The organism is Faecalibacterium taiwanense, from assembly GCF_036632915.2.
In the GTDB taxonomy this organism is placed as follows: domain Bacteria; phylum Bacillota; class Clostridia; order Oscillospirales; family Ruminococcaceae; genus Faecalibacterium; species Faecalibacterium taiwanense.
The window spans coordinates 1,329,661-1,347,275 of sequence record NZ_CP155552.1 but is presented as its reverse complement, the minus strand read 5'-3'; the positions used below and the strand labels follow the sequence as shown (position 1 = coordinate 1,347,275).

The following is a 17,615-nucleotide window of genomic DNA, read 5'->3' as shown; positions in this document are numbered from 1 at the left end:
CCTTTCGTGTCGTTTCGACACCGATACTTCTTTAAGTTCCATTATACCTGATTTGCGGCAATTTGCACATGTCTTTTTTGCTTTTTGGCAGAAAGCACAGACAATAGTATTACTTTTGTACTCTTTTCACGAAGAGTACGCTGCATTTTTCCCGCATTACACCAATAGAAGACAGAAAAAAGCGGGACACCCCGTTACAGGATGCCCCGCTTTGAAAAGAACTATCGATCGTCCGCAGGCAGGCCTGCCGGACAACAGCTTACTGGATGTAGTTGACAGTGGTGAACTCGCTGACGGTGGGCTTGGTAGCGTCGTCGGAGCTGTTATCAACAGTGATCTCGCCGCTCTTGATCTTGCCCTTGACTTCCTCGTACTCGTCGGTGGTGAAGGACTCGAAGTTCCAGCTGTCTGCATCGGTGGGCAGGCCGATATAATCGCCGTCCTCCAGACCGAAGTTGCCATTGGAACCTGCGATGTCGCCCCAGCTGCCGGCATCGATATCAGCCAGAGCAGTGTTGACAGCCTCGGACAGGCCCTTCATAGCAGAGGTGATGAACGGGTTATAAGCGTAGGTGCCATCTGCAACGCCGTTTGCACCGATGTAGTTCTGGTCAACGTCAACGCCGATGACGTAGCCATTGTTCTTCAGAGCAGCCTCAACAGCGGAGGTGTAGATGCCGCCGCCGCAGGCAAAGACGACCTGAGTGCCGTTGGAGTACCAGCCCTCCATACGGGAGGTGATGTTTGCATCGCCGTAGAACTGGCCGCCATAGAAGTAGTTGATCTCGATGTTCTGACCCAGCTCAGCAGCAGCAGCGTCAGCGCCCTGCACGAAGCCGTAGCCGTAACGGATAACAGCGGGAACAGCCATGCCGCCCAGGAAGCCCAGCTTGGTCTTGCCGTCCTTTGCGATGGCGTAGCCTGCCAGATAGCCTGCCTGCTCCTCCTTGAAGGTGATGCAGTAGCAGTTAGCAGGGATAGCGTCGGTGCCGATATCGCCCTGCGTCACATCGACGGCGATGAACTTGACATCGGGATACTGGTCAGCAGCCCATGCCAGAGAAGCGCCGTACAGGTAGCCGACGCAGACGATCACATCAGCGCCGTCGTTGACAGCCTGACGGATCATGGTCTCGCGGTCCTCATCGGAAGCGTCAGCCTCGGGAATGTAGTACTGGCAGTCATCGCCCATGTAGCTGGAAACAGCAGTCCAGCATGCCTGGTTGAAGCTCTCATCATCGATCGTGCCGGTATCGCAGGTCAGAGCGACCTTGACGATCTTCTCACCGCCCTCAGCAGCAGAGGAAGCAGTAGAAGCAGCAGCGGAAGAAGCGGTGCTGGTAGAAGAAGCGGAAGAACCGCCGCAAGCGGTCAGAGCAGCGGCAGCGGCAGCGGCACCAGCCACAGCCAGGAAATTACGACGAGAAATCATCATAATCAAACTCTCCTTTTATTTTTAATAAAATTGCGTCAAACAAATAAAATGCGCAGAACTGCACATTTACTGGCTCAAGTATAACGGCAAGCCGTGTCAGATGCAAGCGAATTCCGATTACAAAATCTTTACAATAATTTTGTAAGTTTTTATCAAAAGTAGTATTTATGCACAAATTTGCCGTAGTTCCGGCCATTTTCCGTGCACTCCCTGTGTTTTGCCGCACAATGCACGTATTTCCGTTGCTTTATTGTCCTGCAGTGTGCCTCTGCGCTTTTATCCCGTTACCTCACGGCACGGTTGCCCGCCACATTGGAGGGGCCAAAACCGAAGGGAAGCAGTTCGTCCATGCTGCGCTCGATAAAATCTTCTGGTGTCTTTGCCATGATAACGTTCAGTTCCGGCCCGCCGAATTCAAACAGAGCCTGGCGGCACACCCCGCAGGGAGAAGTGATCTGCTCGTTCACCTCGCCGCGGCGGCTGCCCACCACAGCAATGTCGGTGAACTCGGTCACACCCTCGGCCACCGCCTTGAACAGAGCCGTGCGCTCTGCACAGCTGGTGGGGGTAAAGGCAGCGTTCTCCACGTTGCAGCCGGTAAAAATGCGGCCATCCTTGGCGCGCAGGGCAGCGCCTACCATAAAATCGCTGTAGGGTACATAGGCTTTTTCCCGTGCAGCCAGTGCCATGCGGATGAGCTCCTTCTTTTCTTCCAGGGTCAGGTTTGTCATATCCGTCACTCCTTTTTTGGTTTTCAGGGGTCGAAAACAGCGCGGCAAGCCCTTTTGCAGGCAAACCGCGCTGAAATGCGTTTTTAACGCTTAGTATTCTGCACCCAGTGCCACCTTCATCATATCGGTAAAGCTCTTCTGGCGCTGTTCTGCCGTGGTGATCTCCGGCGAAACAAAGCTGTCGGAAATGGTCAGCAGGCAGGCAGCGTTCTTGCCCAGCACCTGTGCATTGGCAAACAGGGCAAAGCTCTCCATCTCCACGCACAGGCAGCCGCGCTCGTCGCGCAGCTTTTCCCAGTAGGTGGGCTTTGCATCGGAGGGCTGACGGTAGAACACATCCGAAGAGTGGATGTTTCCCTCGATGAGGGGGATGCCCTGCTTTGCGGCAGATGCGCGCAGCTTGTCGTTCAGGCTCTGGCTGGGCAGCGTGATGTCCCCTTCAAAGCCGCTCTGCACACGGGCATAGTTGCTTTCACTCACAGCACCGGCGGCCAGCACCGTATCAAACAGTCTGGCCTTGTCGGTATAGCTGCCGGCAGAGCCGATGCGGATGATGTTCTCTACATCGTAGAACTTGAACAGCTCATAGGAATAAATGCCGATGGACGGCATACCCATGCCGCTGCCCATCACGCTGATGGGCCGGCCCTCGTAAGTGCCGGTAAAGCCAAGCATGCCGCGCACGCCGGTCACCTGACGGACATCCTTAAGGAAGGTGTCCGCAATGAATTTTGCACGCAGGGGATCGCCCGGCATCAGGACGGTCTTTGCAAAATCGCCTTTTTCAGCACTGATGTGAGGGGTAGACATAAGATCATCTCTCCTTTTCTGTTACATAATACAGCAGATGGGCCTTCTCCGGAGAAAAAGCCCTCTGCAAACTTGCCTTTACCTATACTTTCTGCGGTTGAACACATTCTGCGGCGCGATGTAGCTGCCGTTGCGGCGGATCTCAAAGTGGCAGTGGTTGCCACTGGAGCGTCCGGTGCTGCCCACATAGCCGATCAGCTGGCCCTGCTTGACCGACTGACCAGAGTGCACCGCCAGCGACAGACAGTGCGCATACACCGTGGTGTAGCCGCTGCCGTGGCTGATGATGATGGAGTAGCCATAACCCGTACCGGCACCGGCCTTGTTGTAGCCGGCCTTGGTCACGGTGCCGCCCGCCGATGCGTAGATGGGCGTACCGGCAGCCGCACAGATATCCACACCCTTGTGGCTGCCGCCGTACCAGCGCGAGCAGTTCCGGTAGCCGGGCACCGGCCAGATGAACTGACCGCTGCCGGTGATGTAGCTGGTGCTGCTGGTCACCTTTTTGGTGCCCTTCACGATCTTTTCCGTGACAGGCTCCTGCACCACTTCCGTGCTCAGGATCTTCTGGGAAAGCTGGATGCCATCGGTGTTATAAACACGCTGCGCCGTGATCTGACGCAGGCCGTTCACACCGTTCTGCACCGTTTTCTTGGTACCCACCGTGTACTCGTTGGAGGTGGTGGTCTCGGTGGTATAGGGGATCTCCTCCTGCCAGGTCTCCACCTTGGTGATGCGCACTTCCAGCGTAGCTTCCTGCTTGGTCACGATCAGCTCATCACCGGCCTGAATGTTAGATTTCTCGTTCAGGGGCGCGCCCTTGAAATTGGTATTCAGTTCGCACAGCTCACGGAAGGTGAGGTCGTTTTTCTGGGCGATGCTCCATAGCGTGTCGCCTGTGCCCACTGTGTAGATCTTTTCCTGCTGCTGCACACCGGAAAGTTCCTTTTCCACATCCGCTTCGTCCTGAAAGCTGTCGTTGAAGTAGATGCCGTTTTCCAGCGTGACTTCCTTGTTGAAGCCCACGGTCACGTTGGAGTTCTCAGGGTCCTCATAGGGTTCCAGCAGGCTGCTCAGGTAGCTCTGCAGGCTGACACCATCGCTGCATACTGCGGTCAGCTCACCATCCAGATACAGGGCCGTGCCCTCGCTGATCTCGTCGCTGGCGCTCTTCAGGATCGCGTCCGCCATCTCGTTTTCATCCATGGTCTTGTGGGCCACGGTAACGGTGTAGGTAGGCTCCACGGTCCACTTTGCATGGTCGGTGTCTGCGTAGTTGATACGCTCCTGCACCGCCTCGCGGGCCGAGTTGAACACATCCTCATTGGCCACATAGCCGACGGTCTGACCGTTCACCTGCACCTCCAGCGCATAAGGCTGGCGGACGGTATGGTTGAACACGGTCACCATAACGGCCAGTGCGCACACCGGCAGCACATACATGGCCATGCGCGGCAGTGTTTTCAGGTTGCGGCGCACGCCGCTGGCCAGATAATGTACGCTGGCTTTGCAGGCTGCGGCAAAGCCTTTTTCTTTCCGCACCCGTTGGGCGTGCACCAGCAGCGAACCGCAGCCCCGGAAGAACAGCCAGATCGGGCCGAACAGGTCCCGGAACATCTGCGCTGCCCCCGGGAACGCCATTGCCGCAGCATTTGCCAGCAGTGTCGTAAATGCCTGCCACAGCCACAGCCAGCCGCTGCGCAGGCCGCGCCCAACGCGGACGAATCCATACTCTGTAGAATAGCCCAGTGCATACAGCGTCTCCCCGATGACTGGCACGGCAGAATTCTGGGCAAGCTTTCTGCCAAAATCATTCACATGATTCTGGGTTTTACGGCGCAGCCGGTGCCGGTGCAAAAGCCCCATGCATTGCAGCTGTGCCCAAAGGGAGCGCAGCCTCTGGCCGCGTTTCGGTTTTACCGGTGAAGCGGGCTGCTGCTCCTTTGTCTTGTCTTCGATCAAAAGGTTTTTCTCCTTCCTTGCCGCCAATGCACACACGGTGCCGGGATAAGACGGCGGCGGTCTTGGGCGCACATGCCCTTTCCAGCAGGCTCATGCACACAACATTCTTATTTTATTATACACCCTGCCGTCTTTGAAACAAGCATTGTCACAAAATTTGGGCGGTTCTTTCACTTACTTTTCACCAAAAAGCTGTTTCATATCCTGCGGCAGCGGGCTTTCCGCCGCAGCAGTCTTCCAGTTATTTCCATTTGCCGGGCATTCCACCCGGATTCCACCCTCAACCGGGGTGTACACCGGCACCCGGAAGCTCTGCCTTACACAGTGCAGCGCCTGCCGCCCAATGCGCTCCCGGCTCCCGCCGTAAAGGTCATCCCCAGCCAGCGGGTGGCCGATGGACGCAAAATGCACCCGGATCTGATGGGTGCGGCCCGTTACCGGCACACAGGCTGCAAGGCTCAGGCCGTTTTCTGCTTTTAATATGGTATACTCGGTACGGCTGGGCTTGCCGTCCGGGGTCACGCAGCGGCCAATGATGCTCTCCGTCTGGCGGCCAATGGGCGCGTCGATCACGCCCGGACCCAGCGGCAGCTCTCCCTCCACAACGGCATAGTAGAGTTTTTCCACATTCCGGGCCAGCAGCGGCGCAGCGTAGGCGTGCTTTGCAGCCAGAACAAGGCCGCTGGTGTCCTTATCGATACGGTTCACCGGGCGGAACACCGGGCTGATGCCCTGCTGCGCAGCCCATGCCGCATACCCGTTGGCAAGGGTATCGTAGGGGTAGTTCAGGGTAGGGTGCACGGCCAGATGCGGCGGCTTTTCCAGCACCACTGCAAAGGCATCCTCATAGACCACGTTTACCGGGATCTCCGGCTGCGGGGCCACGCCTTCCCCTTCCGGCGGCAGCTCAAAGCTGACCGTCTGCCCCGGGTACACCCTGCGGTTGGCAAGGACAGGCTCTCCATCCGCAAAAAAGCCGCTGCCCCGGAACTTGACTGCACGGGCAAGGTCGGTAGAAACGGCACACTGGCGCAGAAAATTGCGCAGAAGCACTCCGTTTTGGGTCTGCGGCGTATCGGGCACCGTAAAAAACAGCCGCATATGCACCCCCACCTCCTGCGCAAAAAAACATAAAAATATATAAGATATTATATCAAAAAAGGCTTCTACTTGCAAATCCTGCTTTTTTATGGTATCATGAGGAGCGGAAAACGAGTGGAACATACGGCGGCGGGGCGGCTTTGACCGCTCTGAGGAAAGTCCGGGCCTCACAGAGCACGGTAACTGCTAACGGCAGCCGAGGGTGACCTTAGGGAAAGTGCAACAGAAAACAAACCGCCGCAGCAATGCGGTAAGGATGAAACGGCGAGGTAAGAGCTCACCAGCGCATGGGTGACCATGCGGCTTTGTAAACCCTACCGGAAGCAACGCCTATATGGGACGTACAGCGCTGCTCGCGTGTCCCGAAGGCGGCACGAACCTGTCAGCAATGGCAGGTCTAGACAGATCGTCGTTTAATACAGAACCCGGCTTACGGTCTATCTCGTTTTCCATTTTTTCAGTCTTTGATTCCCGCACATTTTTGTGTGGGATTTTTTATTTTTTGTCTTGCCCGCTTTCTCCGTCGGGCAGTGCGAGATGGAGAGAGCGCGGCTGTTTTGTTTTTGTCATTGTTCTTTTACTTCCCGTTTGGGTCTGTTTGTGGTATACTATGTGCACTGCAGGAAATTGCAGTCAACTAAGAAAGACAGGATGTGAAATCCTCCGATGAAAGATGGTTTTTTGAAAGCAGCCGCCCTTTCTCCCGCACTGCGGGTGGCCGACTGCGCCTATAATGTCCGGCAGATCACGGATGCTTTGCACAAAGCTGCAGCCCGCGGCGTAAAGCTGGCCGTGTTCCCCGAGTTCTGCCTGACCGGCTATACCTGCGGCGACCTGTTTCTGCAGCGCACGCTGCAGACCGGTGCACTGGATGCCCTGAGCACCCTGCTTGATGAAACAAAAGCACTGGACGTTGTCACGCTGGTGGGCCTGCCGCTGCTGGTGCACGGCAAGCTGTACAACTGCGCCGCCGTGCTATGCCATGGCCGCATTCTGGGTCTTGTGCCCAAGACCTATCTGCCCAACTACGGCGAGTTCTACGAAAAGCGCCAGTTCACCCCGGGCAGCACCGAGGTGGAGCTGGTGGAGGTGTGTGGTCAGCAGGTGCCCTTTGGCACCTCCCTGCTGTTCCGCTGCCGCCAGATGCCCAGCTTTGTGCTGGGTGTGGAGATCTGCGAGGATCTGTGGAGCGCCCTGCCGCCCTCCACCTTCCACGCGCTGGCCGGTGCGACCGTGATCGCAAATCTTTCCGCCAGCGATGAGACCGTCGGCAAGGCCGAGTACCGCCGGGCGCTGGTGTCCAACCAGTCTGCCCGCCTGCTGTGCGGCTACCTGTATGCTTCCGCCGGGCACGGTGAGAGCACGCAGGACATGGTGTTCGCCGGCCACGACCTGATCGCCGAGAACGGCACTATTCTGGCGGAGAACGCTCCCTTTGATGGCGGCTGTGCCGAGACCGAGATTGACTGCCAGCGCATGGAAGCCGAGCGTGCCCGCAACACCAGTTTTGAGCTGAGCGGCGAGGGCTACCAGACCGTGGAGTTCGATCTGGAACCGGCAGAGACCACGCTGACCCGCTGGATCGACCCCGCGCCCTTTGTGCCCGGCGACCCCAAGCGCCGCGCCGAGCGCTGTGAGCTTATTTTGAAGATGCAGGCGGACGGCCTTGCCAAACGGCTGGATCATGCCCACGCCAAAACGGCGGTCATCGGCATTTCCGGCGGCTTGGACAGCTGTCTTGCGCTGCTGGTGGCCGTGCGTGCCATGAAGCAGCTGGGCCGCCCCGCCCGGGATGTGCTGGCTGTGACCATGCCCTGCTTTGGCACCACGAAGCGCACCCGCAGCAACGCAGAGATCCTGTGCGATGAGCTGCAGGTCTCCTTTAAAGAGATCGATATCGCCAACACCGTGCACAGCCATTTTGCGGACATCGGTCAGGACGAGAGCGTGCTGGATGTCACCTTTGAAAACGGACAGGCCCGCGTGCGCACGTTGGAGCTGATGGATACCGCCAACCGCACCGGAGGCCTTGTAGTGGGCACCGGCGACCTTTCGGAGCTGGCGCTGGGCTGGGCCACCTACAACGGCGACCACATGAGCATGTACGGTGTGAACGCCGGTGTGCCCAAAACGCTGGTGCGCCACCTTGTGCGCTACGAAGCCGACATTGCCGCCACCGATGCTCTGCGCACGGTACTGCTGGATATTCTGGATACGCCCGTCTCCCCGGAGCTGCTGCCTGCCAAGGACGGCGAGATCGCGCAGAAGACCGAGGACCTTGTGGGACCCTACGAGCTGCACGATTTCTACCTGTATCAGGTGCTGCGCTTCGGCTTTGGCCCGGCCAAGATCTTCCGGCTGGCAAAGGCTGCATTCGCAGGCCGGCCGGAGTACCCAGACAGCGTGCTGTACAAGTGGCTGCGCAACTTCTACTGGCGGTTCTTTGCCCAACAGTTCAAGCGCAGCTGCCTGCCCGACGGCCCCAAGGTGGGCAGCGTGACCCTTTCGCCCCGCGGCGACTGGCGGATGCCCAGCGATGCCTGTGCCGCACTGTGGCTGGCCGAGCTGGAACAATTACAGATCAAGGATTAACGCATGAAAAACAAAAAGCTGCTTACCAATCTTCTCTTTGCCGTGGTCATTCTGGCCATTGCCGCTGTGCTGCTGGTGGTGCGCCGCGTGCACGCTTCCGGCTCCGGGCTGCGGGCCGAGCTGATCTACGGCGACAACAACACCACCATGAACCTGCCGCTGGACGTGGATGAGACCTATGATGTGGACACCGGTTACTATACCGTCCACATTCAGATCAAGGACGGTGCAGCCCGGTTCGTGGATTCGCCCTGCCCGGATCACATCTGTGAAGGCTTTGGCTGGCTTTCCAACGAAGATCAGACCGCCACCTGCCTTCCGGCCCGTGCAGTGCTGACCATTGTACCTGTTTCCTGACAAAAAGGAGTGGTTTTGAATGATGGATGAAAACGATCGTTCCCACGAAGATTACCGTTCTCTGCGGCACATCAGCCGCAAGGAAGGCTCTGAGGATACTGCGCCCATCGAGGTAGACAGCTCGGCGTTTTTTTCCGAGCTGCCGCCGGAACAGCCCAGCACACCGCCTCCGGCCCAGCCTCCCCAGAAGCCGCCGCGCAGCGGCCACAACACACCCGTACCGCCCAAGGCCCATCCGCCCGTGGATGGAGCCGTGGCAGTACCTTCCAAGTGGGGGAAAATTTTGCTGATCTTACAAGGTATTTTAAGCATTCTGGCACTGGTGCAGCTGTGGCGCACCCAGATGCTGCCGGTGCTGTATCTGGTCATTCTGGCCGCGCTGCTGGCGCTTTTGTGGCTGCTGGTAAAGCGCTGTCAGGAGTACAATGTTCCCGGCAAGGTGGCCCGGGTATTTTCGGTGTTCCTGTGCGCTGCCATGGCACTGGGCTGCTTCTGGGCCCAGCAGGGCCTTTCTGCCTTGGGCAGCATGACCTCTGGCCTGCTCACCGGTGCCGAGGCCAACAAGATCACCAAGGAGCCGTTTGTGATCTACCTCAGCGGCGTGGACACCCGCGGCGAGTTGACCGAAAATGCCCGCAGCGACGTGAATATCCTTGCTGCCGTGAACCCTGTCACCAAGAGGGTGGCCCTGATCAACACCCCGCGCGACTACTACGTAGACCTTGCCGGCACTGACAGCAAGGATAAGCTGACTCACGCCGGTCTGTACGGCGTGGAAACCAGCATGGCCACACTGGGCAATCTGTACGGTGTCAATGTGGACCATTACATCCGCATCAACTTTGCGGGCTTCATCAGCATCATCGATGCGCTGGGCGGCGTGGATGTCTACTCCGATCAGGCGTTCACTTCTGTGGGCAGCCCCGGCTACTATGACCCCACCACCTTTGTGGAGGGCTGGAACCATCTGGACGGTAAGTCCGCACTGGCCTTTGCCCGCGAACGCCACGCCTTTGCGTCCGGCGATATCCAGCGCGGCATCAACCAGATGAAGGTGATCGATGCCATGCTGAACAAGATCAAGTCCCCTGCCCTGCTGATGGGCTTTTCCAAGATCATGGATGCCGCCTCCGACTGCTTTGTGACCAGCTTTTCACAGGATCAGATCAGTGCGCTGGTACGGATGCAACTGAGCGACTTTGCCGAGTGGGATATTGAAAGCTATACCGTCACCGGCACAAGCTCCAGCAGCACCAAGTGCTACTCTGCCAAGGGACAGAAGCTCTACGTCATGAAACCGGACGATGCTTCTGTGAGCAAGGCCAGGGAAATGATCGCGTCCGTGCTGGGCGGTGAGGGCACCGTTGCCGACACCACCCAGAAGCCGGAAAAGACCGATGTGTTCACCCCCACCACCGACCCGAACGCTGCCGTTTCGGAGGTGCCTGCGGAGAGCGTTCCCGAAGAAGTGCCCGCCGACAGCCTGCCGGAAGAGACCGTCCCGGCTGACCAGCCTGCAGAGCAGCCTGCCGACACCCAGACGCCGGAGCCGGAAGCTCCCGCCGAGGGCGAGACCGGCGGGGACACACCTGCCGAAGCCCCGTCTATCTCCCTGCCCACGCAGGAAGAGGTGGAACAGGCTGCATCGTCCATCTACAATGCGGCTTCCTCCATCTGGGGTGCCATTCAGGATGCTGCTTCGCAGCAGAACGACGCGGCCTGACGATTTGAAATGTCCTCCGCGCAAGCTCCGGACTCTATCGCGGAAATATTATTTTATTTGCAAAACAGGAAACGACTGCGGTCATTTCCTGTTTTGCTTTTTCACCAGAAAGTCCGTGCCGATAAACTGCATAAAAATGCCGCCTGCATCTTGAACCAATGCAGGCGGCTTTCTCATTCAAAATAATTATGCCTTGATCTCGTTCCAGACGCTCTTGCCGTCCAGAGAGGAAGCATCCACATCAAGATACTCGCAGATGGTCTGGGCGATGGTGCCAAAGCACAGACGGGTGCCAAGGTCAACGCCAGGCTTCACGCCCTTGCCGCAGATCAGGTACGGCACATACTCGCGGGTGTGGTCGGTGGTCTTGGTATAGGACGGGTCGCAGCCATGGTCGGCGGTGACCATGAGGAGATCGCCCTCCCGCATTCCGGGGATGAAGTCGGCCACGAACTTGTCAAACTCGGTGGCAGCGGCGGCATAGCCTGCTACATCGCGGCGGTGTCCGTAGAGCATATCGAAGTCCACCAGATTTACAAAGGCAAGGCCCTCAAAGTCGCGGGTCTGCAGGGCCTTGGTAAAGGCGATGCCGTTGGTATTGCCAGTGGTTTTGATTTTCTCGGTCACACCCTCACCGTCGAAGATGTCAAAGATCTTACCAACAGCGATCACATCCCTGCCAGCATCTTTCAGCAGATCCAGCATGGTAGCGCGGGGCGGCTTGAGGCTCAGGTCGTGGCGGTTGGTGGTGCGGTAGAAGGTATCCGCAGTGTGGCCCAGGAAGGGGCGTGCGATCACGCGGCCCACGCCGTACTCACCCTTGAGCATCTCGCGGGCGATCTCGCAGTAGCGGTACAGCTCATGCACCGGCACCAGCTCTTCGTTGGCGGCCACCTGAAATACGCTGTCGGCACTGGTGTAGACGATAAGGGCGTTTTCTTTCATGGCCTGCTCGCCGTAATCCTTCAGCACCTGCGTGCCGGAGTAAGGCTTGTTGCACAGCACCTTGTGGCCGGTCTTTTCCTCAAACTCGTGGATCAGCTCATCCGGGAAGCCGTTCGGGAAGGTGGGCAGCGGCTTGGGGCTTACCACACCGGCGATCTCCCAGTGACCAATGGTGGTATCCTTGCCCATGCTCTGCTCCTGCAGGCGGGCAAAGGAGCAGATGGGCGCTGCGGTCTTTTCGCCTGCGGTCACGCCATCAATGTTGAACATGCCCATCTTTTGCAGGTTGGGGCAGTTGAAGTTGGGGTGTTTTGCAATGGCACCCAGGGTGTTGGTGCCCTCATCGCCAAAGGCGGCGGCATCCGGCTCTGCACCGATTCCAAAGCTGTCGAGGACGATCAGAAAAACACGCTTTTCCATATCGTTTTTTCTCCATTTCTTCCGGGGACCTGCCCCGGATAAGTGATACTATCTTTACTTATCATTATAAGCAAATCCTGTGCCGGATGCAAGCTTTTTCGCCTTCCCGCAAATATCCGTCATTTTCACCAAAATGTTCGTCATTTTGTTCACGAATTGACCGGGCGTTTTTTCATTTTTAAACGTAAATGCGTCATTCCGTGGCAAAGATTTCTTGACCGCCTAAAAAATTCAGCCACAGCGCAAAGTTTTCCTTGCCCTATTGTATCCCAGCGGATATAATAATAGGTGGAAAAGTTTTGAACCACAGGATTTTTCCGCTTTTGTACCACAGCACGGGATTTTTCCCGTTGGCCACGTGCAGCTGCCTGTATGACAGCGGACAGCCTGCCGCAAAATAGAGAATGTGAAGTTGTAGTTGGAGGTAGTAAAAGTATATGAGAAAAACAAAGATCATCTGCACTCTGGGCCCGTCCACCGATCAGGAAGGCGTTCTGCGCGAGCTGGTCGCCAACGGCATGAATGTTGCCCGTTTTAATTTTTCCCACGGCTCTCACGAAGAGCATTTGGGCCGCTTTGAAAAGCTGAAGGCCATTCGTGAAGAGCTGGGCAAGCCGGTCGCCGCCCTGCTGGACACCAAAGGCCCCGAGATCCGCCTGAAGGACTTCAAGAACGGCACTGAAATGCTGGAAGCCGGCCAGACCTTCACCCTGACCACCCGCGAGGTGGAAGGCACCAAGGAGATCTGCTCCATCACCTATAAGGACCTGCCGCAGGACGTGCAGCCCGGCGGCACCATCATGCTGGACGACGGCCTGATCAAGCTGCAGATCATCACCGTGAACGACACCGACATCGTGTGCAAGGTGCTGAACAACGGCAAGATCAAGAACAAGAAGGGTGTCAATGTGCCCGGCGTGCATCTGTCCATGCCGTATATGAGCCAGCGCGACCGCGACGATATCATCTTTGGCGCACAGCAGGGCTTTGACTTCATCGCTGCTTCCTTCGTGCGCACCGCGCAGGATGTGTACGATATCCGTAACCTGCTCAACGAATATGATTCCGATATCCGCATCATCGCCAAGATCGAGAACCGTGAGGGCGTGAACAACATCGACAGCATTCTGGCTGCAGCCGATGCTGTCATGGTGGCCCGCGGCGATCTGGGCGTTGAGATTGACTTTACCGAGCTGCCCGGCATTCAGAAGAATATCATCGAGCGCTCCTTCTCCTTTGGCAAGCCCATCGTCACCGCTACCCAGATGCTGGACAGCATGATCGTGAACCCCCGTCCCACCCGCGCCGAGATCTCTGACGTGGCAAATGCCATCTACGACGGCACCTCTGCCATCATGCTTTCCGGCGAGACTGCTGCCGGTGCTTACCCCGTGGAGGCCCTCAAGACCATGTCTGCCATTGCTGAGCGCACCGAGCAGGAGAATCACGCCCGCTTTGTTCCCCTCACCGAGAACACCGGCAAGATCAGCGTGAGCGATGCAACTGCACACGCTGCCTGCCTGACCGCCAAGGACGTGAACGCTGCCGCCATCGTCACCGTGTCCGAGTCCGGCAACACCGCCCGTCTGCTGAGCAAGTACCGCCCGGAGCAGCCCATCATCGCCTGCGTGATGAAGGAGCAGGTGCAGCGTCAGCTGGCCCTGAGCTGGGGCATCACCCCGCTGATGATGCCTCTGGCACACAGCACCGATGAGCTGATCGAGATGTCCACCTCTCTGGCCAAGGAGAACGGCTACCTGCACAACGGTGAGCTGGCCGTTGTGACCGCAGGCGTGCCTGTGGGCGTGTCCGGCACCACTAACATGATCAAGATCCACATGGTAGGCAACTGTCTGGCTACCGGTGTGGGCGTTGGCCGCGAGAATGCCGACGTGACCAGCGCCACCGGCAAGGCCTGCGTCTGCCGCACGCTGGAAGAGGTGCGTGCAAAGTTCAAGCCCGGCATGGTTCTGGTGGTGCCCTCCACCAGCAACGAAATGCTGAGTTACGTGCGTGATGCCGCCGCTCTGGTGGTGGAAGAGCCGGGCCTGAACAGCCACGCTGCCATTGCCGGCAAGGCCCTGCTCAAGCCTACCGTTGTGGGTGCCGCCGGTGCTACCAGCCACATCCGTGACGGTCTGATGATCGCTGTGGACTGCGCTCACGGCAGCGTGCAGCGCCTGCAGGCATAAGCCAAAGGAGAAGATCATGGAACGCATTGCAAGCTTCTGTGTTGACCATACCAAACTGGACCGCGGCATGTATCCGAGCCGTCAGGACGGCGATGTTCTCACATGGGACATCCGCATGAAAAGGCCCAATCACGGCGATTACCTGTCCACCGGTGCCGCCCACACGCTGGAGCATCTGTTTGCCACCTATGCACGCAACAGCGCCTTTAAAGACAGCGTGATCTACGTTGGCCCCATGGGCTGCCGCACCGGCTTCTATCTGCTCACCCGCGGCCTGACTCCCGCCGAGGCACTGGAGCTGACGGTGGAATCCTTCCGCTTCATGGCTGGCTTTGAGGGCGCTGTGCCCGGTGCCAGCGAAGTGGAATGCGGCAACTACCGCGATATGGATCTGCCCGCTGCCAAAGCCGAAGCCGCTGCCATGCTGCCGGTGCTGGAAGCACTGACCGGCGACGAGCTGCATTACTAAGCTATCTTCACCCTTCAAATTCATCATCATAAAAAAGCGCTCTCCCACTGGGTTTCCGTTGGGAGAGCGCTTTCGTTTTAGTTGTTCTTGATCGCATCCAGTGCCTGCCGTGCAGCACGGATGTTTTCTTCACCCGTCTGCCATACCTCAAACTCTGAAAAGCCCGGCAGCCCCATGGGCACACCCTCGCGGCGGAAGGTCATGCGGCTTTGCAGCACCTGCTTGCCGGAAAGGTGGAACGCATGTGCCCCGGTCTGTGCGGCCAGTGCCGGGATGTTTTGTGCCGTGACACCGGCACCTACCAGAATTTCCACGCTGTCCCCTGCCCGCTCCACCAGTCGGCCGAGAAGCTCCGCTCCCTCTGGGGCACTCGCCGCCTGCCCGCTGGTGAGGATGGTACAAAGGCCCATGCTCCGGACCGTTTCCAGTGCCGCAAAGGGGTCGGCGCTGACATCAAAGGCACGGTGCAGGGTACACGCCACCGGACGGCCTGCCTTTTCCGCTGCCCTGCGCGCAGCCGCATAAATGGGCCGCATGGCCTCCGCATCCAGCTGCCCTTCCGGGGTCAGCACACCGGTCACGATACCATCCGCCCCGGCCTCCACCAGCTCTGCGGCCAGCTGTTCCATCTGGGCAAGCTCGTAGCTGTCGTAACAGAAATCTCCGAACCGGGGCCGCAGCAGAGCACGCACCGGCAGGCCGGTCTCCGCCTTGACCTGACGCACCAGCGCAAGGCTGGGCGTTGTACCGCCCACGATCAGGTCGGCACACAGTTCCAGCCTGCTGGCACCGCCGCGCTTTGCTGCCAGTGCACTGGCAGTGCTGTCCACACATACTTCCAGAACGGAACGCATTTCAATTCCTCCCTTTTTGCCGGGCCTTGAACCCGGTATTCTGGTTTATTCTACCACGTTTTTCCGTTTTATAAAACCCTGTGGCAGCAAAAAGCTGCGGCCCGGGTCTTATCCCTGCCGCAGCCTTTGTTGTTTTTTCAGATCAGACCCAGCGCCTTGAACTCCTTTGCAATGCCGTCCTCGTATACCGAGGGAGCAATGCGGTCGCACCGCTTTTTCAGGTTTTCGGAGCCATTGGCCATACACACACTGATGCCCGCCACATCGGTCATCTGCAGGTCATTATCGCTGTCACCAAAGCCGATGGTATCCGCCAGCGTGCAGCCCAGATGATCACAGATGGCCTTGATTCCGGTGCCCTTATCAAATTTGCGGTTGATGAGCTCACCATTCACAAAGCCATCGGTCAGGCTGTCCAGCTTGCTCTCGCAGAACACGAACTGGTCGGCATAGAGCTGCTTTGCCTCGGCAAGGTCGCTCTCGTGGTCGGCAATGAACACGATCTTATACAGCGGTTCCCCTTTGTAATCGGAAAGCGGCAGGATGGACATGCCCTCTTCCATGGCTTTGCGCCAGCGTTCTGCTTCGCTGTTCAGCGGTGCATCGTTCTTTTTGTGGATAAAGTTCCACCTCTCAGCCATCTTGCTTCCGCCAAAGGTGGCATCCCGGGCTTCCAGCGTGCACTCCACGCCATTGCGTTCCAGCGCCGCGCGCACGCCTTCAGCCTGCTGCGGCTCCATGGGGATATCCACCAGAGTCTTGCCATCGCACAGCACATAGCCGCCGGCGCTGCACACTGCGCCCGCAAAGCAGTCGTGCCGCAGCAGCGGTTCGGTCATGCGGTGGTTGCGGCCGGTGCACAAAAACAGCTTGTGTCCGTTTGCTCTGGCGCGATCCAGTGCAGCCAGAGTGCTTTCCGGGATGAGCATATCACCCGGCGGCAGCAGCGTGCCGTCAATATCCAGAAAAATCAGCTTACGACCCATACTTTTATCCTTTATCATCAAAGGGAGCCTCGCTCCACGATCTGATAGTCCAGCGTCACCTGACGCACAGGCCCGCTGCTCCCATTTTCTTCCAGCATCTGCAGCAGGATCCGGGCAGCCTCCTGCCCCACCTGCTTCTGGTAAAAGCGCACCGTTGCCAGCCCCGGTTCCATCATGCTGCCAGCCCAGCTGTCGCCAACGCCTGCAAGACCCACATCCTGCCCCACATGCCGTCCTGCTTCCCGCAGGGCACGCATGGCACCAAAGGCCACCGTGTCGGTCACGCAGACCACACCGTCCAGATCCGGGCAGCGCACCAGCAGTTCCTGCATACAGCGCTGGCCCTCCTCCATGGTAAAGGCGTTGCAGCAGATGCGGGGCATCTGTTCGCCGTTCAGTCCGGCAGCGTTCAGCGCATCCTGCACGCCCTCACGGCGCTGCACGCCGGTGGCATCGTCCCTCTCTGTACCGCCAATATAAACGATCCTTCTGCGGCCATGGTCCAGCATCCGCTGGGCAAGTTCCCGGGCTGCAGTGCGGTCGTCGTTGTACACGCAGGCCACATCCTGAAAACGCTGGCCTGTTACCACCACCGGCACACGGCAGTTTTTCAGCGCCTGCGCCAGCTGAGGGGTATAATAGCTGCCCAGCAGGATGATGCCCGCCACGTGGTTGCGCTGCATGGCAGTCAGATAGCCCAATTCCCGCTGGGCGTCCAGCTCGGTGTTTCCCAGCAGCATCAGATAGCTCTTTGCATCCAGCTCACTGGCAATGCCTGCCGTGATCTGCCCCACCGACTGGGAACCGATGCTGGGAGCGATCACCCCCACCTGATTCACTTTTCCGGTGCGCAGAGTCTGGGCGGCGGTATCCGGGCGGTAGCCGGTCTTTTCCACTACCTCGTGGATGACAGCCCTCTTCTGTTCGCTCAGGGGGCCTCCGTTCAGGTAGCGGCTGACCGCCGCACTGGATACACCCGCCATTTTTGCAATATCACTGATGGTCATTTGCAGTACTTCTCTCTTTTGGGATGCATTG

14 protein-coding genes and 1 other RNA gene are annotated in these 17,615 nt (G+C 58.3%); 6 read left to right on the top strand and 9 right to left on the bottom strand.

Features of this window, described 5'->3' with window-relative positions:
* Positions 1 to 259: 259 nt before the first annotated feature.
* The 5 genes from PXT33_RS06845 to PXT33_RS06825 all read right to left on the bottom strand — a co-directional run bounded on the left by PXT33_RS06845 (position 260) and on the right by PXT33_RS06825 (position 6,039).
* Entirely contained in the window at positions 260 to 1,435 is a 1,176-nt protein-coding gene (locus PXT33_RS06845) for a BMP family protein (RefSeq protein ID WP_223387851.1), read from the bottom strand.
* A 284-nt stretch (positions 1,436 to 1,719) separates the two neighbouring features.
* Complete coding sequence (locus tag PXT33_RS06840; protein ID WP_223387852.1) at positions 1,720 to 2,166, bottom strand: cytidine deaminase; 447 nt, start codon at positions 2,164 to 2,166, stop codon at positions 1,720 to 1,722.
* A 90-nt stretch (positions 2,167 to 2,256) separates the two neighbouring features.
* Positions 2,257 to 2,976 carry a purine-nucleoside phosphorylase gene (gene deoD / locus PXT33_RS06835; protein ID WP_097774805.1) on the bottom strand — a complete coding sequence of 240 codons (720 nt, stop codon included), beginning with the start codon at positions 2,974 to 2,976 and terminating at the stop codon, positions 2,257 to 2,259.
* A gap of 78 nt (positions 2,977 to 3,054) precedes the next feature.
* Positions 3,055 to 4,938, bottom strand: coding sequence for a M23 family metallopeptidase (locus tag PXT33_RS06830; RefSeq protein WP_242702840.1), 1,884 nt, complete (start codon positions 4,936 to 4,938; stop codon positions 3,055 to 3,057).
* A 174-nt stretch (positions 4,939 to 5,112) separates the two neighbouring features.
* The gene (locus tag PXT33_RS06825; protein ID WP_332376186.1) at positions 5,113 to 6,039 is read right to left on the bottom strand and encodes an RluA family pseudouridine synthase; all 927 of its coding nucleotides are present in this window, start codon (positions 6,037 to 6,039) and stop codon (positions 5,113 to 5,115) included.
* A 111-nt stretch (positions 6,040 to 6,150) separates the two neighbouring features.
* Here PXT33_RS06825 and rnpB point away from each other — a divergent pair.
* The 4 genes from rnpB (at position 6,151) to PXT33_RS06805 (ending at position 10,711) form a co-directional block, all read left to right on the top strand.
* An RNA gene (rnpB, locus tag PXT33_RS06820) (RNase P RNA component class A) lies at positions 6,151 to 6,488 on the top strand.
* Between the two features lie 217 nt (positions 6,489 to 6,705).
* Positions 6,706 to 8,631: an NAD(+) synthase gene (locus PXT33_RS06815; RefSeq protein ID WP_332376185.1), complete on the top strand. Its 1,926-nt coding sequence runs from the start codon at positions 6,706 to 6,708 to the stop codon at positions 8,629 to 8,631.
* 3 nt (positions 8,632 to 8,634) lie between these two features.
* Positions 8,635 to 8,988 (top strand): NusG domain II-containing protein, encoded by a 354-nt coding sequence (locus PXT33_RS06810; RefSeq protein ID WP_005940047.1) that lies wholly within the window; start codon positions 8,635 to 8,637, stop codon positions 8,986 to 8,988.
* A gap of 19 nt (positions 8,989 to 9,007) precedes the next feature.
* Positions 9,008 to 10,711 carry an LCP family protein gene (locus PXT33_RS06805; RefSeq protein WP_347070533.1) on the top strand — a complete coding sequence of 568 codons (1,704 nt, stop codon included), beginning with the start codon at positions 9,008 to 9,010 and terminating at the stop codon, positions 10,709 to 10,711.
* Between the two features lie 186 nt (positions 10,712 to 10,897).
* Here the strand turns inward: PXT33_RS06805 and PXT33_RS06800 are convergent, their stop codons facing one another.
* Positions 10,898 to 12,076 (bottom strand): phosphopentomutase, encoded by a 1,179-nt coding sequence (locus tag PXT33_RS06800; protein ID WP_332376183.1) that lies wholly within the window; start codon positions 12,074 to 12,076, stop codon positions 10,898 to 10,900.
* Between the two features lie 437 nt (positions 12,077 to 12,513).
* On the opposite strand from PXT33_RS06800, the gene pyk reads away from it, so the two are divergent.
* Both pyk and PXT33_RS06790 read left to right on the top strand, forming a co-directional pair.
* Entirely contained in the window at positions 12,514 to 14,268 is a 1,755-nt protein-coding gene (gene pyk, locus PXT33_RS06795) for a pyruvate kinase (RefSeq protein WP_223387858.1), read from the top strand.
* A 16-nt stretch (positions 14,269 to 14,284) separates the two neighbouring features.
* A complete protein-coding gene (locus tag PXT33_RS06790) occupies positions 14,285 to 14,737 on the top strand; it encodes an S-ribosylhomocysteine lyase (protein ID WP_332376182.1) in 453 nt (150 codons plus the stop codon).
* Between the two features lie 77 nt (positions 14,738 to 14,814).
* Here the strand turns inward: PXT33_RS06790 and PXT33_RS06785 are convergent, their stop codons facing one another.
* The 3 genes from PXT33_RS06785 to PXT33_RS06775 form a co-directional block, all read right to left on the bottom strand.
* On the bottom strand, positions 14,815 to 15,591 hold the full coding sequence (locus tag PXT33_RS06785; protein ID WP_097778172.1) for a copper homeostasis protein CutC: 777 nt from the start codon (positions 15,589 to 15,591) through the stop codon (positions 14,815 to 14,817).
* A 137-nt stretch (positions 15,592 to 15,728) separates the two neighbouring features.
* Positions 15,729 to 16,595, bottom strand: a complete 867-nt coding sequence (locus PXT33_RS06780; protein ID WP_332376181.1) for an HAD family hydrolase — start codon at positions 16,593 to 16,595, stop codon at positions 15,729 to 15,731.
* Positions 16,595 to 17,584 carry a LacI family DNA-binding transcriptional regulator gene (locus PXT33_RS06775; protein WP_332376180.1) on the bottom strand — a complete coding sequence of 330 codons (990 nt, stop codon included), beginning with the start codon at positions 17,582 to 17,584 and terminating at the stop codon, positions 16,595 to 16,597. Before PXT33_RS06775 ends, PXT33_RS06780 begins: the two co-directional genes overlap by 1 nt.
* Positions 17,585 to 17,615 lie beyond the last annotated feature (31 nt).